A 21,695-nucleotide genomic window follows, 5' to 3' on the forward strand; every position below is an offset into this window, starting at 1 on the left:
CGGATGGATGCGATCCCGATCCATGATGGCAACAGACCCGGCAGCATCGGTCTGCGCGAGGTCCTGCGCCAGAATTTGATGCGCCGTGCCGGCAACGAATGCCGCCGCCCTGCGGTAGTCGGCATCGCGCCGGACGGACACAACGATCTCATAGGCGTCGGCAATACGGGCGAGAGGCCATTCGCCATCAGCAGCGCCGTCACCCGCCGCATCTTCAGCGCCTTCAACGCGTCTCATTCTGCGGGCAACCAGTTCTGCATACTGCGCTGTAAGCAATTGCGGCAGCTCGGCAGGATTCAGGCCTGGCAAGGCTGGCGCAGTACGCATGATTTCCGCTGTCACCGGATCGAACATTAGTGATCGTCCTCCCCGAGCTCGTCAATGAAGGCGATCGCCCGACCGGCAATCTCGTCAAACCAGGTGCGCAGTTCCAAAGGCGGCAGGAATGTAGCCCCGATGCGCTGCGCCCCGGTGATCTTTTCAAGCCCCTCATATCCTTTGAACAAAGCTGTGCGTCCGGCCTCCGAGTCGTGGTCAGGGTTGATCGTCAATCCGGCGCGGTAGGCCCTGAATGCCATATCCAGTACGCGCCCTGCAGCCTCCATGACGGCTTCGTCGGGAATCCTGCCGTCAAGCAGCGAAGATGTTGCCGCCACCAGCTCCGAAGCCCGTTTGCCAGCATGGTAGTTTCGGAAGGCCGGCAGAACTTCGTCTCTGAATTTTCGCCGGGGGTCGTTCGAACATTTGTCTTCGAGAATTGTCGCGCGGACGACCGTTTCACCTTTTTCGTCCAGTTCGATCATGAGCCCGTCAAGACCCTGTGTCGTCGCGCTGATGTGGGGGTCTCTCATGAGCACGTTGGCGGCAGCACCCTGTCGGGCGGCGATCCAGGAGATCGCCTCGAAGATCAGACCGTCGCGATGCCATCGGTGAGCGTCCTGCTTTTCCGGCGTGTCTCCGGTCACAGTCAGACGCTGTTTCGCATCGGCACGGAGCACGTCGATGGTCAAGGCCGGAACCGCTAGCTGCAGGTTCGCGATAATCCGCGCTGCGTGCTTCGCCTGTCCCATTGCGATAATCGCTATGAGCCGCGCCAGTAACTCGACATCACCGACCGTCCAGTGATCGCCGACACAGTGCTCGTTGACCTTGCATGCCGCCGTCGAAATCGCCGTTGGGGAGGCAACTCCGGCCTCCGGCCCGGCAGAAACGGTCATCTTGTCGGGGCTGTCTGTCTCAAGGTCCTCGTTCATCTGGTTAAGACTCTCTAAGCAGCGGTCGATGCAGGCGCGTTCTTTTCAATGACAGCGCCGCGGATGCGCGACAACAAATACATGACTTTATTTGATTTTACGTGAGAAACCTACTTCAAGTCGAGCAGTCTGTCCTGTGAAGTGGCTCGAGGGGTAGCTCGCGATCGTGAACACTTGGAAGATTGGGGGCATTCGCGCTCGCGGCAACGAACATCCGTTCTCCGCCCCTTCTGCCCACCTACAATTTCCGCTGGACTTCGTCGGCTCGGCAAGCGGTAGTTAAGTCATGCTGACACAGCGGGTTTGTTCAGCGCCACTGCCCGGAACTCCGGGCTCTGCATGGTAGGAAGGCCGGGATGGATCCGGCCCCGACCAGGAGGCCAACCATGGCGAAGAAACCCACGACCACATCCGACAAAACCGTCGTTTCCTGCGGAACAATCAAAACAGAAGCCCCGGCCGGCATCGAGAGCAAGAAGGATCGGCTGATCAGCATGCTAAGGCGCGACGGCGGCACTACGATTACTGCGATCAGCTCAGCGCTCGGTTGGCAACCGCATACCACCCGCGCAGCGATCACCGGGTTGCGCAAGGCGGGCCACAAGGTCGAAACGGCCAAGCTGGAGGCTGGCGGCTCTGGACTGATCTATCGGATCGCCCTCAGCGCTAGCGCCGATGTGACAGCCGTCAACAGCGCAGAGGCCAGTCAATGAGCTCGACCAACCAACCGGTAGCCCTGCGGAACCTGCCTGAAGCTCTCACCGCTCTCGAAACCGCAGATCGCGCCGCCCTGCTCGACCGCTGGCGCGAGGTGATCGGGGCACCGCCCCCGAAGAACCTCTCACTGCCGTTCTTGCGCCGGGCCGTCGCCTTCGAACTGCAATCTCAGGTGCGTGGCGGACCCAAGGCCCGAACGATCGAGGATCTGAACCGCATCGCCGCTGGCAGAGCGTCGCGGGCGACCGTTGGCACCAGGCTGCGCTCCGGCGCCAAGCTCGTTCGGGAATGGCAGGGGCGCACCTGGACCGTCGAAGTGATCGACGGAGGTTTTCTGATGGCTGGGGAGCGGTATGTATCGCTTTCCGCCATCGCCCGAAAAATCACGGGAGCCCGTTGGTCGGGCCCCCGCTTCTTTGGGTTGGCTGAGGAGGCTCGGCGGGACGATACGCCCACCAAGCTGTCTCATCGAAGAAAGGCGGCTTGAGATGGCCCGCCGAATCCGATGTGCAATCTACACCCGGAAATCCTCCGAAGAAGGACTTGATCAGGACTTCAACTCGCTCGACGCCCAGCACGAGGCATGCGCTGCCTATGTGACGAGCCAGAAGGCGGAGGGTTGGGTGCTCATCCCGACCCGCTACGATGACGGAGGGTTGTCCGGAGGGACCCTGCAGCGGCCAGCGCTCCAGCGCCTGCTCGCGGATATCGAGGCGAGCCTCGTCGACCAGATTGTCGTCTACAAGATCGACCGGCTGACCCGTTCGCTCTCCGACTTCGCGAAAATTGTCGATCGGCTTGATGCAGCCGGCGCCTCCTTCGTCTCGGTCACGCAGTCCTTCAACACCGCCACCAGCATGGGACGGCTAACGCTGAATATGCTCCTCAGCTTCGCGCAGTTCGAGCGCGAGGTGACGGCGGAACGGATCCGCGACAAGATCGCCGCCTCGAAGAAGAAGGGGCTCTGGATGGGCGGCACAGTTCCCTTCGGCTACCAGCCTGACGGCCGCAGCCTGAAGATCGACGAGACCGAAGCGCCAATCATCCGCCGCATCCATGACCTCTATAACGATCTCGGCTCGGTCCGCGCAGTCGCCGAACGTGCGGAAGAACTTGACTATCGAACGCGGTTGCGGTCGTTCGCTACGGGCACCTCGACCGGCGGCACACCATTCAGCCGCGGGCACATCTATCAGATCCTGAGCAACCCGCTTTACGCCGGCCGCATCCGGCACCGGGATAAGATCTATGACGGGCAGCATCCCGCAATCATTGACCCTGCGGCATGGGACGAAATGCAAGAACGTCTTGCCTCCGAGGCGGCCCGCGTACGCGGTCGGTCGAACGCGGCGGAACGCTCGCCCTTGGTCGGCAAGCTCTTCGATGAGACCGGAGATCGGTTGACCCCGAGCCATTCTCGGAAAAACGGCAAGCGTCTGCGCTACTACATCTCGCGCAGGCTAGTCACCAACCGGCGTGAGAAACACGCCGATGCGTGGCGGTTGCCGGCCCGCGACCTCGAGGCTGGCATTGCACGGGTCCTCGCCGATCACTTGCGCAAACCCACCGTGGTGACCGATCTGATCCGGGACATCACGGCCTCTGAGGTCTCGGCTCTGCAGGAGAAGCTTCTGCAAGTCGCGAATGATTGTGACCTGGAAGGCAGTGCTGACTTCTGGGCACCCCTGCTGCGCCGTGCCGATCTTGCGCAGGGTAGCATCCTCTTGCGGCTCGACCGGAAGGTTCTGGCGGAACGGCTTGGCATCGCGCCGGATCGGATTGAAAGCTCGGCCCGACGGATTCCCGCATCCTTTCAGATGCAACGTCGAGGTGTCGAAGCACGCATCATTCTCGGTAGCGCTGTCCCGCAGGTCGATCCAGTGCTTGCGAAGAACATCCTGACTGCACAACGTTGGTACGCGGCCATTAAGGACGGCGCCTCCTTCGGCGACCTTGCCGCTCGAGAGAAAACCACCTCGAGCCGCATCCAGCAGATAGTCGGTCTCGCCTTCCTCGCCCCGGATGTTCTGGATCAGGTTGCCGCGGGTAACCAGCCCGTTTCCTTCACGTCGGAATGGTTCAAACGAAGGCAGCTACCCCCAGAATGGAACAAGCAAGAACAGATTGTTCGCGAGCTTTAACTGCTTCTGTCATCTGAAAAGTCTCATATTTCAAAGTATTTGGATTGCACGCCACCGTCTCCCCCGATAGCCTGGAATGGGACCAGAAAGTGGGTGCACAAAGTTTCGGTGCGCGACAGCTATGCCGGGAGAAAATGGTGGACTCTGATAAGTCGGAACTTCGTTGGGGAGTCGCGCAGCGCCTCGAGTTCATAGAGTTCCGCCTGTTCTGGGAGGGGCACGTGAACCGCAGCGATCTGATGACCCAGTTCGGGGTCTCGGTGAACCAGGCGTCCAACGACCTGAACCGCTACATCGGCTTTTCTGCAGACAACATGGTCTACGACAAGAGCGCACGGACCTATGTCCGAGGCGCTGAGTTCAAGCCGGTGTTCCTCGAGCCAGACGCGAGCCGCTACCTTACGCAACTTCGGTCTGTCGCAGATCAGATCCTCAGCCGCGAGGATGCCTGGATAGCGGATCTCCCGCCCTACGCCTCGACGCCTATTCCAGTGCGCGGAGTCAATCCAGTGACACTTCGGTCAGTCGTTGGGGCTATTCGTCGGTCTGAGGCGATCGAGGTGCAATACCAGTCTCTGTCTAGCCCAGAGCCGCGCATGCGCTGGATTGCTCCGCACGCCATCGCGTTCGACGGGTTTCGATGGCACACCCGGGCGTATTGCTTGACCGAAAAGTGTTTCAAGGACTTCCTGCTCTCGCGAATTCTCAAAATCCGAGCGGTGCGCGAGAGCGAAATATCGGCCGGTGATGATTGCGACTGGCATTCCGAAGTCACTCTGGAAGTCGCCCCCCACCCCGACCTATCGGAGACGCAGGCGAAGATCATCGCGCTCGACTACGGGATGCGGGATGGCAAAGCTGAGATCAATGTCCGTCGCGCGCTCCTTTATTACGCGCTAAGGCGGCTGGGATTAGATACTGACCCGGCGGCCAGGGAACCGCAGGATCAGCAGATAGTGCTACTGAATCGGGATAAAATTCACGAGAGCAAACAATTGAGCTCCGAGAAACAAGGTTTCCAATGAAAGCGTTTGAATTCGACCATCAATTGATAAATGCCTACGAGCACTTCTCGCGTTCATTCAGCGCAATCCGAGCGCCTGATCTGAAATCCGAGATCGATGACCAGTACGACGCCGGAAAATTCTGGCCGGATGCCCTCTTGTCTCTGAACCCGCGTTTCATGGCAGGGCCGACGGTCGATGAACTCGTCGCCACGGGTGATCTCGACGACGGCACGGGCAAAGTTTTCCGGTTTGGCACCACGCCTCTTCGCTTTCACCGGCACCAAGCCGAGGCCATCGCGAAGGCGAAGCAAGGAAAGAGTTATGTCGTCACAACCGGTACGGGTTCGGGGAAATCCCTGTGCTTCTTCGTGCCGGTTGTCGACTCGATCATCCGCGCGCGGCGCGCAGGAAAGCCGCGTCGCACGACGGCAATCATCGTTTACCCCATGAACGCACTGGCAAATAGCCAGATGAAGGAGATCGACAAGTTCATCGCCGGTTCCGGTTTGCCCGATGAGCTCAAGCCGGTGGTCAAGCGCTACACCGGGCAGGAAAGCCGTGAAGAACGCGAGCGCATCGCTGCCAATCCGCCCGATGTTCTCCTGACGAACTACATGATGGCAGAATTGCTTCTGACGCGTCAGGACGACCTGGACTCGAAAGTCGTTTCGAACGCGTCCGGTCTCGAGTTCATCATTCTCGACGAACTCCATACCTATCGCGGGCGCCAAGGTGCCGATGTCGCGGTCCTCGTTCGGCGCCTGCGGGACAGGTGCTCGCCTGACAAGGAGCCAATCTGCATCGGGACCTCGGCAACGATGGCCTCCGAGGGATCGGATGAGAGCCGCGCACTTGCTGTCGCGAAGGTAGCGTCTCGTCTGTTTGGCACCGAAATTGGCCCGGACGCAGTCATCGACGAGTCCTTGCAGCGTGCGACCGATGACGCCCTTAAGACCGTGCAGGTCCTTGGCGCTTTGAAGACGGTCCTGACGCAGCCTTTGCCGGACGCGCTCGATGACGAAACCCTGGAGCGCCATCCGCTCTCGGTGTGGGCCGAACTCGAACTCGGATTGGACGATGGGCTTGAGCTTCGCAGGAAGAAGCCGATCCCTTTCGAAGAGGCCGTCGAAAAGCTCTCTCTGGCCAGTGCGGTCGATGCCGAAACCTGCCGAGACTATCTCGAAAGATTCCTGACCCGGGTAAGCCTGCCGGAGCATGAGCGCGGCGGCACGAAGGACGGAGCCTTTCTCGCCTTCAAACTCCACCGGTTCATCTCAGGTGCCGGTGAAGTCTTTACAACCCTCACTGCCAGGCCGCGTCGGATCCTTCTTGAAGGGCAGCTCGAGGACCCCGAAGCCCCTGGCAACCGCCTCTACCCCACACGGTTCTGCCGAAACTGTGGCCAAGAATACCATGTCGTGACCAAGGTCGACGACGATGGGAGTTTGCGCTTTCTGCCCCGAAGCATCGACGACACGCCGCTCGATACCGAGGAAGACGAAGTCGCAGGATATCTCTGTCCGGTGACGCCCGGCGATTCTGACTTCCAGTTCACAGGCGAGCTTGAGGGGTACCCTGAAAGCTGGCGAGAAGAGAAAAACGGCATTGAACGGCTGAGAGGGTATCGCAAGAAGCGTATGCCGGTATCCTACGTTGTGGGTGCTGATGGTCGCCACGGAGCGGGCGGGAACGATTTCTGGTTCATCCCGGGAAAGTTCGCGTTCTGCCTGTGCTGCCATGACGAACCGACGCAGGGGATGCGTGAGCGCAGCAAGTTGGCGGGTCTGTCCGGCGAAGGGCGAAGCTCGGCTACAACCTTGCTCGTAGCCAGCGCCCTGGAGTGGATGAACAAACCTGGCAGCGGCGTACCCGAAACGAAGCGGAAGCTTCTGGGATTCACGGATAACCGTCAGGATGCAGCCCTGCAGTCCGGCCATTTCAATGACTTCCTGTTCGTAAGCCTGTTGCGAGGAGCCATTCTTCGCGCGGTCATTGCTGCTGGCTCAGGTGGGCTCGCAGAAGACGAGTTCGGCCTGCAGGTGGTGAAGGCGCTCGGCTTTACTGCAGCCAACAAAGAGGCGCGCCAGCATTGGCTGCTGGATTCAAATGCTGGTGCCATCATTCGTGAAGATGCCCAGCGGTCGCTCGCAAAGGTACTCGCCCATCGTGTCTGGACGGACCTGCGTCGCGGTTGGCGCTTCACCAACCCCAGCTTGTCTGTCCTGAACCTGATCGACGTGAATTTCCTCGGCCTCGAGGTAATCTCTGAAGATCGCGAGCGCTTCATGGCCATCCATCAAGCACTGGGAGACCTCAGCCTCGAGCAGCGGCAGGCAATTCTCAAGGCGATTTTGTCCGCGATGCTCGAGGGCCTGGCTGTTCAGACCGAAGCATTGGACCTGACCGTCCTCGACGGCGTAGCCCAGAAATCCCGAATGCTGCTTCAGGCACCTTGGGCAATTGACCAAAAGGAAAATCCGCGAGCGCGGTCCTCGCTTGTCCTGCGCGCGGGCAGCAAGAACGTCGTCACGCTGCGTGAAGAACAAACACTTCTTCGGGCAGGTCCGAATTCGCGGATCGCACGGCTCGTGAACCGGAAGTCCGTTCTCGGCACGAAGCTGAACAAGGATGAGTACTACGAGTTCATGGAAGGGATGCTTGCCTTCCTGAGCGACGAAGGGCTGCTGGTGCCTGTCGAACTCGATAGCGATGTGACGGGCTGGCGCCTGTCACCATCTGCGGTTCGGCTTGTGCCGGGACCGGCCCTCGATGATGAAACCCACCGCGGAAACCGTTATTTCCACGACCTCTATACCGCGATTGCCAGTGACCTTGGCGACGGGCGCAGTTCCTACTGGGGGCTGGAGGGACGCGAGCACACAGCTCAGGTTTCCCAGAAACAGCGTGAATGGCGGGAATGGCGGTTCCGGTTCGAACAGGACGACATGGACCATCTCGCGACCTCGGAGTATCGAACGGAAATCCGGGCGACAGGCGAGTCCGATCGGTTCCTGCCCGCCCTGTTCTGCTCTCCGACTATGGAACTCGGCGTTGATATTTCCGCCTTGAACGCCGTCTACCTGCGCAACGTACCGCCTACGCCGGCGAATTACGCGCAGCGCGCTGGCCGTGCCGGTCGTTCGGGTCAGGCCGCGGTTGTAGTGACCTACTGCGCCTCGGGGTCTCCGCATGACCAATATTTCTTTGAACGGCGCAACGATATGGTGGCCGGCGTTGTGCGGCCGCCGGCACTCGACATCACGAATGAAGAGCTGGTCCGATCGCACCTGCACGCGGTGTGGCTGGCTGAAGCGAAACTGGCGCTTTCTCCCGACATCCCAGAGATTCTGGACCTTCACGGGGATAAATTCCCGCTGAAGGAAGACGTTTTGGCGGTCATCTCGAAACCCGCTCTCGTTTCGCAGGCACGGGGGCCGATGGCGCGTGTCTTGAAGCAGATTCTGGCGTCCGACGGAGGGCAAACCCCAATCTGGATGGATGATCCAGACGAGTTCGTTCTTCACACGGCCATGAATGCCCCCAAGGAGTTTGACCGTGCCTTCGACCGTTGGCGCGAGCTTTATAGCTCTGCCAGGACGCAATTGGCCGAGGCGAACAAGCGTTCGGAGATTACGGGGCTCTCGGGAGTCGACCGGCGCAAGATCAAGGCCGCGCAAATGCAGGCCCAGGATCAGATCGCCATCCTCGAACAAGGCAAAGCCTCGAATGGCTCCGATTTCTATTCGTATCGGTATCTGGCAACTGAGGGCTTCTTGCCCGGGTACAACTTCCCGCGATTGCCGCTCTACGCGTTCGTCCCAGGCGAAGGCAAGACGGGTTCATTCCTGTCAAGAGCTCGGTTCCTCGCCATTTCCGAATTCGGCCCGCGCAGTCTGATCTATCATGAGGGCCGCGCCTACCGGGTCATGAAAGCCAAATTGCCGCCCGAGGTGCGTCAGGGCGACGGGTCGGAATTGGCGACCAAGGATATCTACATCTGCTCTAACTGTGGCGCATCGCATGAGGGCGAGGTCGAGCGGTGCCATGGGTGCAACAACCACATGGCGGGTGAGGTCCCCATCAAGAAGACCCTGCGCATCGACAACGTCGAGGCCGCCCCGACTGAGCGCATCACGGCGAACGATGAAGAGCGCGTTCGGCAGGGCTTTGACATCCAGACCGTCTTCTCCTGGCCGAAGAAGGATGGGCAGGTCCAAGTGACCAACGCCAAATTCGTCTGTGGCGAGACCTCCCTCTTGGCGCTTCAATACGCCAACAGCGCGGAAATCAGCCGTCTGAACAAGGGCTTGAAGCGCCGAAAGGACCAGACTGTCTTCGGTTTCCACATCGATCCAAGGTCCGGCTACTGGGCGAAATCCGACGACGAGGACAGCGACACGGACGTCCCGCCGGACGTGGTCAAGCCGGTTCGCATTGTCCCGATTGTCCGCGATAGAAAGAATGCCCTGCTGTTCCGCTTCGAAAAGCCAGAGCAGTATGAGCCCGAGACAATCGCGACTGTTCAGCATGCGTTGCTGCGCGGAATCGAAGTGGTTTTCCAGTTGGAAGAGGGCGAAATCCTCGGTGAACCGCTGCCCGCGAGGGACAACCGTCGCGCAATCCTTGCCTACGAGGCAACGGAAGGCGGCGCCGGCGTGCTCACGCGCCTGATCGATGACGGAAAGGCAATCAACGAGGTGGCGAAGACCGCACTGGGTTTGATGCACTTCGAGAATGTTGATGCTGCGATTGCGGCGGGTGATGCGGATCTGTTGCAGGAGAGGAAAGACGGAAGCTGTGTTCGCGGCTGCTACCGTTGCCTGCTGTCCTACTTCAACCAACCGGACCATGAGCTGATCGACCGCTCGAGCCCGGAAGTGGCGCAATTCCTGATCGATCTTGCACGCGGCACAATTTCCCTTGCTGCGAAGCCGACCGCTGGAACGGTGGCATCACCATGGCTTGAGGCATTCAGCGCAGCAGGCATTCCCCAAGTCGATACGATGCCTGCGAGCTTTGGTGGGCGCGAATTCGAGTTCGTTTGGCGCGCTTTCGCGGTTGCCGCGACGACCGCTGACCTGACAGCGGAAGCTGAGGCAGACGCGATGAACAAGGGTTGGGTCGTTTTTGAATTGCCTTCGGCTCCGTCGGAAGGACTGCCGGATGGCTTCATGAAGAATTTTGAAGGTTGATATGACTGTGAATTTTACTCCAGGAGATCTCGTCAGAGCGCGCGGCCGCGAATGGGTTGCCTTGCCGACACCCGGCGAGGGCCTGCTCGCCCTGCGCCCCCTCTCGGGCAATGAAAACGACATCGTGGTTCTTGCTCCGGATCTCGAGCTTACGCCGGTCGAAGCCGCTCGCTTCGACCTGCCTGACGATGCGCGCACGACAGTGCAGTCCAAGGCAGCCCTTCTTGCCGACGCGTTGCGACTGACCCTCCGCCGGGGGGCAGGCCCGTTCCGGTCCGCCGCACAGCTTACTTTTGAGCCTCGGACGTACCAGCTGGTCCCGCTTCTCATGGCCCTTCGGCTTCAGGTCCCGCGTCTGTTGATTGCCGACGACGTTGGAATCGGCAAGACCATCGAAGCGGGTCTGATCCTGCGCGAACTGATGGATCGCGGAGAGGTCGATGCGTTTTCGGTTCTCTGCCCTCCGCACCTTGTGGACCAGTGGATCACAGAACTGAAGGATCGCTTCGGGATCGATGCCGTTGCCGTCACCTCCGGGACTGCGGCACGTCTGGAGCGCAACCTCCCATTGGCGCAGACCCTTTTCGATGCCTATCCGTTCACGGTGGTCAGCCTTGACTACATCAAAGCCGAGAAACGTCGGGATGGGTTCGCCAGGGCCTGTCCGGATTTCGTTATCGTCGATGAAGCACACGCCTGCGTCGGGACGCACAAGGGAAAGCAGCAGCGCTTCGACCTGCTCCAAGGCCTTGCGCGCGATCCTGAGCGTCGTTTGATCCTGCTGACAGCCACGCCGCACTCCGGGGATGAAGATGCGTTCGCTCGGCTTCTGTCGCTGATCGACACGGAATTCGGGACCGTCAACTTCGACAACCAGAAATACCGCGAGCGCCTTGTCAGGCACTTTGTTCAGCGGCGGCGCGTCGACCTAGTGGAGGGCGACTGGGATGAGAACCGCTCGTTCCCCAAGCACGAGACGACCGAATACTCGTATCGCCTGAACGACGAGCATCGGGCCTTCCAGGAAGCCGTACTTGATTACTGCTTCTCGGTCGTGTCTCGGGCTGGGGACGCGCAAAGGGATCGCCGGCTTGCGTTCTGGGGCACTCTGGCGCTGATGCGCTGTGTCGGATCGTCACCCGCAGCCGCAATGAGCGCGTTGCGAAATCGAGCTTCCAATGAAGACGACCGCCTCGAGCCGCAGATTTACGACGAAGATGGCGATGATGAAGACGCCGTGGACATCGAGCCAAACACCGTCTTCTCAAATGATCCCGCTCTCCAAGGGCTACTCGACAAGGCCAGCGAACTTCTGAAGGCCGAAGATCCCAAACTGAACGCCCTCATCAAGGCCCTCAAACCCTTGATCAAAGAAGGGGCTAACCCGGTGGTCTTCTGCCGCTACCTCGCCACTGCCGAACACGTGAAGGAAGGGCTTCGTAAGGCCTTCCCCAAGCTGAATGTGCAAGCCGTGACGGGTGAATTGACACCGGACGAACGTCGCGATCGCGTCGCGGAAATGGCGGCGGAAGAAAGTGCTGCCACAGATCAGCGCATCCTGGTCGCTACGGACTGCCTGTCGGAGGGGATCAACCTTCAACAGCTGTTCGACACCGTGATCCACTACGACCTTTCCTGGAATCCGACGCGCCATCAACAGCGCGAAGGTCGCGTGGATCGTTTCGGGCAACCCGCCGAACTCGTTCGCTCGATCATGATGTTTTCGCCCGACAGCGCCATCGACGGTGCCGTCTTGGACGTCATTCTTCGCAAAGCCGAGGAAATCCGCAAGGCGACGGGCGTGACTGTGCCTCTACCCGATGAACGGGGACCAGTCACCGATGCGCTGATGGCTGCAATGATGCTCCGCCGTGGCGGTGGCAGCCACAAGCAGCTTACGCTGGACCTGCAAATTGGCGACGGGATCCAAGTGATGGAGACCCGCTGGCGCGATGCAAGCGAGAACGAAAAGCGGTCACGCGCCCGGTTTGCACAAAACGCCATGAAGCCGAGTGAAGTCGCTCCTGAATGGGACAAGGTGAAGTCCCTGCTTGGATCGCCAGCAGTAACGCTCGAATTTCTCGAGCGCGCGATGTCTCGGTTCGGGGTGCCCCTCGAGAAGAAGAAATCGCTGCAGTTCGCCCACGTGCATGCCCTTCAGGATAGCCTCAAGGAAAAGCTGGAGCAGCGTGGGCTGAAGGGCTCTCTGAAACTGGCCACGCAGGAACCGGTGCCCTCAGGCGCTTCACTTCTGACCAGAACCCATCCGCTGACATCGTCCCTGGCAGAAAGCCTGCTTGAAGCCTCTCTTGACACCGAAGCGCTGCCGGATCTGGGCATCGGTCGTGTCGGGGCCTGGCCGAGTGCCGCCGTCACTCAGATGACGCGTGTCGCGCTCTTGCGTATTCGTTACAAGCTCACGGTTCATGCACGGCGCGAGCGCCTTCTGCTGGCAGAGGAAGCCGCCCTCGTTGCCCTAGACAGCAATACGGTGATCGCCTCTGGCAGCGAGGCGCGCGCGCTGCTTGCCTCTCCCGCGACTGCTGATCTCGCGCCTGTCGCCCGCGATCGGATGATCAATTCGGCGAAGGCAGCCCTTCCCGACCTGCTGGGCGGCCCGATTGCCGATTTCGTGCAAAAGCGTGCCGCGGAGCTGGTTGAAGACCACGCCCGCCTTCGTGCTGCCGCTGGGTCTGCGTCGCGTGTCAGTGTGGAGCCGATCATTCCCCCAGACGTTATCGGCCTCTTCGTTCTTGTTCCGGGGGAGGTGTAATCATGGCCCGCAAGCCAATTACCGATATGTCGGCGTGGCCGTCGCTGAGCCTCGAAGGCAACCTGATCGCGCCTGCAATGATCGCCAAGATCGATCAGCGCCAGGCACCCGAGCAATCCCCAGAGGAATACGGGGTTCGCAAAGGTCTGCAAATCCGCGAGGAAATCGCCACCGCCTTCCGCGTAGGCCAATCGCATTTCGATACCTTTGCGAAGATCGAGCACCCCTCGGCCGCCGCTACCTCGCGTTTCATCGCCGACTTCTTCAAGGAAACCTTCGGGTACACCGATCTAGTGGTGGCAGCCGCACCGATCGCCCTTATCGCGTCCGACCGTGTGCCCGTTGTGGTCGTCCCTCCGTCCGAGCTGCTTGATCGCCGCAGCCCCACGCTCTCGACGGATCGGTCGCGCTCTCCGGCCTTTGCTCTTCAGGACCACCTGAATGATCGGGACGAGGCCCTTTGGGGCATCGTGACCAACGGGATGCAGTTGCGCCTCATGCGCGACAATGCCTCCCTGACCCGCCCGGCCTATATGGAGGCCGATCTGGCACAGATGTTCACCAACGAGGACATCGCGTCCTTTGCGGTGCTCTGGCTCCTGATCCACCGCACCCGCTTCGGCGCGGCAGACGCCCCCGCCACCGATTGCCCCCTCGAACGCTGGCGCGACGCCGGCTCCAAGGAGGGCGAAGCCGCGCGTGATCGCCTCGCCAGTCAGGTCCAGCTGGCCCTCAAACTGCTCGGCTCGGGCTTTCTCGAGGCTAACTCCGACCTCGCCGTGAAACTGCATTCCGGCGAAGTGAACCTGACCGAGTGGTTCAACGAACTCCTGCGCCTCGTCTACCGCCTGATCTTCCTCATGGTGGCCGAGGACCGGAACCTCCTTCACCCGGAAAAGGCCAAACCCGAGGCCCGCGCCCTCTACGCCCAGGGCTATTCGCTCCAGTCGCTGCGCAAGCAATGCTACCGCGCCGCCACCTGGGACAAACACCATGACCGCTACGAGGGGGTGAAGATCGTCTTCCGCGCCCTCACGCATGGCCAGCCCGCCCTCGCGCTGCCCGCCCTCGGCGGCCTCTTTGCCGAGGACCGGCTGCCCCACCTCGAAACCGCCCGCCTTCGCAACAAGGCCTTCATGGAGGCGCTCTATCGTCTCTCCTGGCTTGCCGACAAGAACGGCATGGTCCCCGTCAACTGGCGCGCGATGGAAACCGAGGAACTGGGCTCGGTCTACGAATCCCTCCTCGAACTCCAGCCCCAGCTCGGCGACGACGGCAAGACGCTCGTCTTCGCCTCCGAGGCGGCCGAGCAGAAGGGCAATCAGCGCAAGACCACCGGCTCCTACTACACGCCCGACAGCCTCGTTCAGGCGCTGCTCGACACCGCGCTCGACCCCGTGCTCGACAAGACCGAGGCCGAAGCGGACGATCCTGCCAAGGCGCTGCTGAAACTCTCGGTTATCGATCCGGCCTGCGGGTCCGGGCACTTCCTGTTGGCCGCCGCCCGCCGCATCGCCACGCGGCTCGCGCGCATCCGGGCCGAGGGCACGCCCTCGCTAGCCGACTTCCGCCACGCGCTGCGCGATGTCGCGCGCTGCTGCATCCACGGGGTGGACCGCAACCCGATGGCGGTGGAGCTGACCAAGGTCGCGCTCTGGATCGAGACGGTGGACCCCGGCCTACCGCTCGGCTTCTTCGACGCACAGATCCGCTGTGGCGACGCGCTGCTGGGGGTTTTCGACCTGAAGGTGCTGGAGGACGGCATCCCCGACGCCGCCTACAAGCCGCTGACCGGCGACGACAAGGACGTCGCCAAATTTTACGACCGCGCCAACAAGGACGCGAAGAAGGGCCAGGGCACGTTCGACTTCACAGGTGGCCGCTCCGACCTGCCCACCGCGCCGCTCTCGGCCGAGTTCTCCGATCTGCGCGATCTGCCCGAAGACACGGTGGAGGACGTCGAAGCCAAAGCAAAGGCGTACCGCTCGCTCCGCAAGCAGGACGCCTTTCTGCGCGCACGCATGGGCTGCAACCTCTACACTGCGGCCTTCCTACTGCCCAAGACGGGTGAGGTCCCGAGCGGCGATTCCGAACGGACCGTGCCGACCTCGCAGGATGTCTGGCTGGCGGTTGGTCAGGGCAAGGGGCGCAAGCCCATCATGGAGAATGCGAAGGCAGCGACGCAGGCACGGGCGCTGCACTGGCCGCTGGAGTTTCCCGACGTGATACAAGGCGGCGGATTTGATGTGGTCTTGGGCAATCCGCCCTATGTTCGCCACGAACTTCTTGACGAGAAACTAAAGCGGTTCCTAAAGGTAAATTATGAAGCATTCGATGGTATTGCTGACCTGTACGTGTATTTCTACGAGCGGGGACTGCGTGCGCTTCGCAGAGGCGGCTATCTGAGCTACGTTGTGACTAATAAGTGGCTACGGGCAGGGTACGCAAAATCATTACGTAGTCTTTTCTCATCTGATTACTTTGTAAATTTCATTGCGGATTTTGGCCACGCCAAACACTTCTTTCCAGGAGTTGACGTCTTTCCCTCCATTGCAACCTTTCAGAGACCAATAGAGGGACAAGAGGCGCCGGTCGATACAACGGTCTGCGTGGTTCCTAGAGATGCATCTCCGCAAAATGGTCTCTCCGCAGCACTTTCAGCAGGGACATACCGGCTGCCTCGAAGCACTTTCACAAGCGAAAGCTGGACGCTCGAACCACCCGAAATTATGGGCCTCCTAAGTAAAATAAGTTCGAATGGCTTGCCGCTGGCGGAATATAACTCTGTAAGGCCATACCGAGGCGTATCAACGGGATTGAATGATGCCTTTCTTATTGACGATACAACTCGTGATCGACTGGTTGAAGAAGATCCAGCGTGTACTGACATTATTAAGCCATACGTAAGGGGCCAAGACATAGGGCGGTGGCACTCCCCGTGGAATGGGCTCTGGATGATCTTCGCCCGTCGGGGAATTGAGATTGATCACTACCCAAGTGTCAAAAGACATCTAGAGGCCTTCCGAGACCGGCTTGAGCCCAAGCCGGCAGATTGGATGCCTTCGAATGATGAAGAAAAATGGCCTGGACGAAAGCCAGGGCGCTATGAGTGGTATGAGATTCAAGATAGCACGGAGTATTGGCCCGAGTTTGAGAGGCCAAAAATAGTCTTTCAGGAGCTTAGTTGGCGCCAGACCTTTCAGATTGACGAGTCTAATCTCTACTTGCCCAATACAGCATATCTTTTGACATCATCAGATCCCTGGCTGTTGGCCGTGCTCAATGCCCCCACGTTCTGGTGGTGGAGTTGGAGACGGGCGGTTCACGGGAAAGATGATGCTTTGCGACTAATAAAGGAATTCATTGTCACAGTCCCCATTCCTACGCCATCCGATGCAACAAGAGCTGAAGCGGAAAGAATAACGACATCCCTGAAGCAGTTGACAACAGTACAGCAAGAAACGGAACGTTCTGTTCACGAATGGCTACGAGATGAGTTCGGACTGACCAAAACTGGGAAAGCCTTGTCGGAACTCACCCTCTTGGGTGCCGATGAATTTGTTAAAGCCGTCTTGGCTGCACTACCAAAGAGGCAAACCACGGTAGCAGCTGATCGAATCAAGCAAAGACACGGTGAAGTTCTGGCGCCTGCTCAAGATACGGTTATGAAAATACTCGACCTTGAACGGGAGCTCTCGGATATCGTTTGCGCTGCATACCAACTAACACAGGCCGAAATAGAGCTGATGTGGCGCACAGCTCCGCCACGCATGCCAGTCGATCCAATTAGAGAACTTCGCCGACGCAGTGTGAGTGCCTGAAGTGTTGCAGCTTGGATTGATATTAGACAACTACGCCAGCCTTGCAATTGCTCCTCGCGAACATAAGGGCAAGCGGTACCTTTGGAATATCGACCGGCATGCGGTTCTCCGCGCCGACCTCGACGCCTTCTACGCCTGCGCCTACGACCTGACCCGAGACGAGCTGCGCTACATCCTCGACTCTGCGGATGTGAAAGGCCCCGACTACCCCTCGGAAACCTTCCGCGTCCTCAAGGAAAAGGAAATCCGCCAATACGGCGAATACCGCACCCGCCGCCTCGTCCTCGCCGCCTGGGACCGCATGGAAGCGGATGGCGAATTCACTGCGATGGGGATGTGATACCGTGGATGGCGCTAGATCAAAGCGAAGGTTGCTCGATCTCTATGTGGCCGTTGCGCTCATGGATTGGGTCGACATGGCTGATCCGCCAAACGTAATGGCCCAAAAGGTCACCAAAATCCTGCGCGATGATTGGGATGTGGCAGAGGACCTGACACGCTTTGTCGAGCCTTTGGTTCCGGAAATCTTCAAGCGGTTTTGGACGAATGACGGTGGTCTGATGACCCGGGCGTCTCAGAAGCAAGGCGACTACGGTCCTGATGAGCTGGCTGACTTCATCGCAGCAACGGCGTGGCAGCTACGAGAAGAACAGGCGCCGGAGCGGTCTCTGCTGGAGCAGCTCATCTCTGCGACGAAGCTCTACGACAGTAGCGAGGCGATCAAGGAGCTGCTCGCCTTCACGATCCGTCTGCGCGAATTCGCCCCATTCAACGCGATGCTTTTGCACATCCAGAAGCCGGGCCTGACCCACGCAGCAACGGCACAGGACTGGCACAAGCGGTTTGGGCGGGTGCCGAAAAAGGGTGCGCGGCCGCTTCTGATCCTGCGTACCAAGGGCCCGGTCGATTTCGTCTTCGACATCCTTGATACCGAGGGGCGCGATGTCCCTGTCGATGCCTTTGCCTTTCCCACATTCGGCAACCTGACTGACAACCGTTTCATCGAGTTCATTCAGTCGGTTAAGAAGGAGCGGATCGACGTAGTCGTCCTTGATTCCGGCGATGGACAAGCAGGTTGGATACGTCTGCTTGCAGCGTCGAAGGCCAAGACCGGCAAGAACCTTTACCAGCTCGCCTACAACCGCAATCACGACGCTGCCACGCGCTTCGTCACCGTGGCGCATGAGCTGGCGCATCTGTACTTGGGTCACCTCGGGCTTGATGCCGGTCGTCGGGTGCCGGATCGGCGCGATACACCGCACGCTCTGATGGAGGTCGAGGCGGAGATGGCGGCCTATCTGGTGGCGATGCGCAACGGGCTGAAACCCAGAAGCGAAAGCTATCTGGCCAACTACAAGGGCGCGTTCGAGGATTTGAACCTTTACGCCGTCACCCGCGCGGCCAACGCCGTAGAAACAGCGATGGGCCTCTCCGCCCAGAAGCTCCGGAACGAGAAGGCATGAGGGAATGATCGAGACGCCCCAATCCTTCGTGACCCGCCAGGAATGCGACAAGGTCGCGTTCCAGAATGGCTTCCGCCGGTCTCACGGCGACGCAGATGGCTGGAGGCGCTACAGCTCGACTACGGCGCAGGGCTCAATCTGGCTAGCACATGATGAAGATGGCGGTTGGCTGTTGGCCATCGATCATGCTGGCGTGACTGAGGAACTGGACACAGCCGGGGCCCCGGTCGAGGGGCCTGGCCTTGTGCGCTACACATTCACGACCTTGGGGCTGCTCTACGCCTTGATGCCCCGTGTCTATCAGCTGGCCGCCAGCCTTCCCGACGCGCCGCTGGCGCAATTCCAGGCCAAGGTGAAGGATCTGCCAACATCCACGGAGGCCGAACGCCTCGTCGTTCAACGTATTGGTCAGGATGTATTTCGATCGGGACTACTGGAATATTGGCAAGGGCGCTGCCCACTGACGGGTATCGCTGATACCCCGCTACTTCGCGCTTCGCATATCGTTCCCTGGAAGGATTGCCCAAGCGATGCAGAGCGCCTCGATGTTCACAATGGCCTGTTGCTCTCGGCACTCTGGGATGCTGCGTTTGACCGCGGCCTTGTCAGCTTCGATGACACAGGCCATCCATTGTTTTCGCCAGCCCTCGGAGCGGCCGCCCGCGATGAACTGCGCTGGCATCAACCAGTTAGTTTGACGGATAGTCATCGCGCACGCCTTGCCTGGCATCGCGCAAATCTTTTCAAAGAAAAATCAAAGTAATGGCGGTCGCCGCAGACAAAATCCTGTCTACACTTGAGAATGAGCGAACATTGCCCAACCCATCGGCCACGGAGTGGGTTCAGTGAAAACTTGCCTGAAACGCGGTCGCTGTGAGAGACACGTGAGCATCCAGTGGCGGGCGAAGCTCAAAGGCCTTGGGTTCGCGTGAGAAATTCCAGAGCCGGAACAGGCACCATTCCGAACGCCGCTCCTCCGCGACAGCCAGTTCGTTACGAGTGATATGGAAGGGCGTGCGCTCCCATCCGTTCGTCGTCTTCACCTCGATCAGCCGCGGCCGCCCGTCGGTTTCGAAGCTCGCGATGTCGTAGCCCGCACCGTCCCCTTCTTCTTCGGAGACCCAGAGATAACGTACAAAGTCTTTCGCACATTTGACCGTGATGATGGCTCCTTTCACACTGACTGAGAGGAGCAAAGAATGGATGATAACGAGAAGCCCAAACCGATGGGGCAAGTGATACAGATCGATGAGGCGCGCATTCGAGATCACCTTGGTGAGATGGTGCGCGGCACCGTTGAGGAGGCGCTGAATGCGATGCTGGATGCGGAAGCAGACAGGCTGTGCGGCGCGGGCAAATACGAACGAACTGACGGCCGCAAGGACACACGGGCTGGCAGCTATGAACGGTCGCTCGACACGAAGGCCGGGCCGGTGAAGTTGAAGATGCCGAAGCTCAGGAAGCAGACCTTCGAAACCGCCATCATCGAGCGCTACCAGCGTCGCGAGAGCTCCGTCGAAGAGGCGCTGATCGAGATGTATCTGGCTGGCGTTTAGGTTCGGCGCGTCGAAGACATCACCGAGGCGCTCTGGGGCACGCGGGTCAGCCCCGGCACCGTCTCGAACCTCAACAAGAAGATCTACGCCAAGATCGATGACTGGCGGCATCGGAAGATCGAAGGCGATCATCCGTACGTCTTTCTTGACGGGATCGTGATGAAGCGCTCTTGGGCGGGCGAGGTCCGGAACGTCTCGCTGCTGGTGGCCATTGGCGTGACCACAGACGGCTATCGCGAGATTCTGGGCATCATGGAGGGACCCAAGGAGGACAAATCCGGCTGGTCGGCCTTTCTGCGCCACCTGGTGGATCGCGGCCTCAGCGGCGTGCAGCTCGTTGTCTCAGACGCCTGCCGCGGCCTCGTCGAGAGCGCTTCCGAGTTTCTGCCCGACGCACAATGGCAACGCTGTGTCGTGCATTTTTACCGGAACGTCTTCAGCCTCGTGCCGTCCGGAAAGGTCCGCGATATCGCCAGGATGCTGAAGGCAATCCACGCCCAGGAGGATCGCAAGGCGTCAGCCGAGAAGATGCGTGCTGTCATCGCCGATCTGCGCGCCATGAAGCTGGCGAAGGCGGCCGACCTGCTCGAAGAGAGCGGCCACGAGACGCTGACCTACTACGGATTCTCGGACAGCCATTGGATCAAGTTGCGGACGAACAATCCCCTGGAGCGCATCATGCGCGAGATCCGGCGACGAACGCGGGTCGTCGGTGCCTTCCCTGATGGTAAATCCTGCCTGAACCTGGCCGCAGCCCGGTTGAGACACATTGCCGGAACCCAATGGTCGACCCGCAAGTACATGAACATGACCCCGCTATTCGCGGACCAAACCCAAGGAGCCGTCGTCGCCTGAAAATCAAAAGTGCGAAAGATCTTTGACACTACCGACCCAGATCACCTTGCGCGCGAGGTCATCACGGCCAGCCGATCGGAGTTGTGCCCGCTCATGTTTCAGCGCTCGCTCTTCGCCGGCGCGGCCAAGCGCTCGATTTCGCTCGTCCCGAGCCGCAACGTCGAATTTGCGCGCAACGCGCAGCACCTGCTCCAGTTCCTGAGGTGGAGGTTGGTTTGAGAGTGTAGGCGGCGGTCCAACCCAGATTTGCGGCGCTTCACGAAGTTCGTTTTCTTGAGGCCCAGTTACCACGCGTGTAAGCCAGGAAGGGTTCTTAGCCAGCCAGCGGTCCACCGCATTTTCCAAAGCCATCTGGTAATTGAAGGCCGGTTTGTAACCTGGGATCCGATCTTCGCCGAGGCCTACAAGAACCGCGCTGATGTTCTGATGCTTGAACTCGATCGATCCTTCAGACCGATTGTTTAGCAGAGGCAGAAGTGCGCGACGATGCTCAGCCTTGCTATAAGGGCGCCCGGAAACATCGTCGGCGAGCATCGCGAAGTAGTCCGCGACAATCAGATCGTTCTCGATGTCCGTCCACGTCCCGTTCGACATGTCGCCAGGCTAAAGGCGAGAAGTTCCTTTGTCATCAGGGCTTTCAGGTGTCTGCCCTCGACAGGCACTCCCGCCGCTGCTAGTCGTCACATTATGCTGAACGCCACGAATTCAGCCCCGCACCAGCTTCGAAATGGCCCAAAGTCAAGTCCAGCGCCTGAAGCGCCATCCGAAAACCGTATCGCGCCAAATGCCAAACAGAGACTCGGGCCGTTTTGGGCGGCTATTTCGCCTGTGATTTCAAGTCTCTAGGAGCCAGAGCGCCTCACATGTCACGGAAAACACGCCACAATACGTCTGGCGAAAAATCGTTTAATATCAAT

General features: G+C 59.8%; 12 protein-coding genes and 3 pseudogenes. 12 read left to right on the forward strand and 3 right to left on the reverse strand.

Translation table 11 applies throughout. The features are described 5' to 3' along the window. The first annotated feature begins 3 nt into the window (after window positions 1-3). The gene (locus tag ACR0LZ_RS08440) at window positions 4-357 is read left to right on the forward strand and encodes a hypothetical protein (RefSeq protein WP_480749357.1); all 354 of its coding nucleotides are present in this window, start codon (window positions 4-6) and stop codon (window positions 355-357) included. Here the strand turns inward: ACR0LZ_RS08440 and ACR0LZ_RS08445 are convergent. Continuing rightward, window positions 354-1,253, reverse strand: a complete 900-nt coding sequence (locus tag ACR0LZ_RS08445) for a hypothetical protein (RefSeq protein WP_480749358.1) — start codon at window positions 1,251-1,253, stop codon at window positions 354-356. The two genes, ACR0LZ_RS08440 and ACR0LZ_RS08445, sit on opposite strands and share 4 nt — an antisense overlap. Window positions 1,254-1,639: 386 nt before the next feature. Between ACR0LZ_RS08445 and ACR0LZ_RS08450 the strand changes: the two genes are divergently transcribed. The 10 genes from ACR0LZ_RS08450 (at window position 1,640) to ACR0LZ_RS08495 (ending at window position 19,130) form a co-directional block, all read left to right on the forward strand. Then, window positions 1,640-1,966 (forward strand): DUF3489 domain-containing protein, encoded by a 327-nt coding sequence (locus tag ACR0LZ_RS08450; RefSeq protein WP_480749360.1) that lies wholly within the window; start codon window positions 1,640-1,642, stop codon window positions 1,964-1,966. Continuing rightward, window positions 1,963-2,457 (forward strand): DUF2924 domain-containing protein, encoded by a 495-nt coding sequence (locus ACR0LZ_RS08455; RefSeq protein WP_480749361.1) that lies wholly within the window; start codon window positions 1,963-1,965, stop codon window positions 2,455-2,457. Before ACR0LZ_RS08450 ends, ACR0LZ_RS08455 begins: the two co-directional genes overlap by 4 nt. A 1-nt stretch (window position 2,458) precedes the next feature. Next, entirely contained in the window at window positions 2,459-4,111 is a 1,653-nt protein-coding gene (locus ACR0LZ_RS08460; RefSeq protein ID WP_480749362.1) for a recombinase family protein, read from the forward strand. Between the two features lie 137 nt (window positions 4,112-4,248). Next, window positions 4,249-5,136, forward strand: a complete 888-nt coding sequence (locus ACR0LZ_RS08465) for a BrxR family helix-turn-helix transcriptional regulator (RefSeq protein ID WP_480749363.1) — start codon at window positions 4,249-4,251, stop codon at window positions 5,134-5,136. Next, window positions 5,133-10,310: a DEAD/DEAH box helicase gene (locus tag ACR0LZ_RS08470; protein ID WP_480749364.1), complete on the forward strand. Its 5,178-nt coding sequence runs from the start codon at window positions 5,133-5,135 to the stop codon at window positions 10,308-10,310. The genes ACR0LZ_RS08465 and ACR0LZ_RS08470 overlap by 4 nt, the downstream gene beginning before the upstream one ends. A gap of 1 nt (window position 10,311) precedes the next feature. Then, window positions 10,312-13,083, forward strand: coding sequence for a helicase-related protein (locus ACR0LZ_RS08475; protein ID WP_480749365.1), 2,772 nt, complete (start codon window positions 10,312-10,314; stop codon window positions 13,081-13,083). Window positions 13,084-13,085: 2 nt separating this feature from the next. Further along, window positions 13,086-16,904 carry an Eco57I restriction-modification methylase domain-containing protein gene (locus ACR0LZ_RS08480; RefSeq protein ID WP_480749366.1) on the forward strand — a complete coding sequence of 1,273 codons (3,819 nt, stop codon included), beginning with the start codon at window positions 13,086-13,088 and terminating at the stop codon, window positions 16,902-16,904. Then, window positions 16,897-17,244 (forward strand): hypothetical protein, encoded by a 348-nt coding sequence (locus ACR0LZ_RS08485; RefSeq protein WP_480749367.1) that lies wholly within the window; start codon window positions 16,897-16,899, stop codon window positions 17,242-17,244. The genes ACR0LZ_RS08480 and ACR0LZ_RS08485 overlap by 8 nt, the downstream gene beginning before the upstream one ends. Next, entirely contained in the window at window positions 17,216-18,367 is a 1,152-nt protein-coding gene (locus ACR0LZ_RS08490; RefSeq protein WP_480749368.1) for an ImmA/IrrE family metallo-endopeptidase, read from the forward strand. Before ACR0LZ_RS08485 ends, ACR0LZ_RS08490 begins: the two co-directional genes overlap by 29 nt. A gap of 4 nt (window positions 18,368-18,371) precedes the next feature. Continuing rightward, complete coding sequence (locus ACR0LZ_RS08495; protein ID WP_480749369.1) at window positions 18,372-19,130, forward strand: HNH endonuclease; 759 nt, start codon at window positions 18,372-18,374, stop codon at window positions 19,128-19,130. 79 nt (window positions 19,131-19,209) lie between these two features. Here the strand turns inward: ACR0LZ_RS08495 and ACR0LZ_RS08500 are convergent. Continuing rightward, window positions 19,210-19,491: pseudogene (locus ACR0LZ_RS08500) on the reverse strand (protein NO VEIN domain-containing protein); the annotation flags it as partial. Between the two features lie 102 nt (window positions 19,492-19,593). Here ACR0LZ_RS08500 and ACR0LZ_RS08505 point away from each other — a divergent pair. Next, window positions 19,594-20,778, forward strand: a pseudogene (locus ACR0LZ_RS08505) (IS256 family transposase). Between the two features lie 33 nt (window positions 20,779-20,811). Here ACR0LZ_RS08505 and ACR0LZ_RS08510 read toward each other — a convergent pair. Continuing rightward, window positions 20,812-21,372 (reverse strand): annotated as a pseudogene (locus ACR0LZ_RS08510) (protein NO VEIN domain-containing protein); the annotation flags it as partial. Window positions 21,373-21,695: the final 323 nt, after the last annotated feature.

The organism is Ruegeria sp. CI1 (assembly GCF_056536925.1).

Bases quoted from the DNA above. Each gene is read 5' to 3' on its own strand.
- ACR0LZ_RS08440 (WP_480749357.1), top strand. From the start codon at position 4: ATGGATGCGATCCCGATCCATGATGGCAACAGACCCGGCAGCATCGGT.
- ACR0LZ_RS08445 (WP_480749358.1), bottom strand. From the start codon at position 1,253: ATGAACGAGGACCTTGAGACAGACAGCCCCGACAAGATGACCGTTTCT.
- ACR0LZ_RS08450 (WP_480749360.1), top strand. From the start codon at position 1,640: ATGGCGAAGAAACCCACGACCACATCCGACAAAACCGTCGTTTCCTGC.
- ACR0LZ_RS08455 (WP_480749361.1), top strand. From the start codon at position 1,963: ATGAGCTCGACCAACCAACCGGTAGCCCTGCGGAACCTGCCTGAAGCT.
- ACR0LZ_RS08460 (WP_480749362.1), top strand. From the start codon at position 2,459: ATGGCCCGCCGAATCCGATGTGCAATCTACACCCGGAAATCCTCCGAA.
- ACR0LZ_RS08470 (WP_480749364.1), top strand. From the start codon at position 5,133: ATGAAAGCGTTTGAATTCGACCATCAATTGATAAATGCCTACGAGCAC.
- ACR0LZ_RS08475 (WP_480749365.1), top strand. From the start codon at position 10,312: ATGACTGTGAATTTTACTCCAGGAGATCTCGTCAGAGCGCGCGGCCGC.
- ACR0LZ_RS08480 (WP_480749366.1), top strand. From the start codon at position 13,086: ATGGCCCGCAAGCCAATTACCGATATGTCGGCGTGGCCGTCGCTGAGC.
- ACR0LZ_RS08490 (WP_480749368.1), top strand. From the start codon at position 17,216: ATGGCGAATTCACTGCGATGGGGATGTGATACCGTGGATGGCGCTAGA.
- ACR0LZ_RS08495 (WP_480749369.1), top strand. From the start codon at position 18,372: ATGATCGAGACGCCCCAATCCTTCGTGACCCGCCAGGAATGCGACAAG.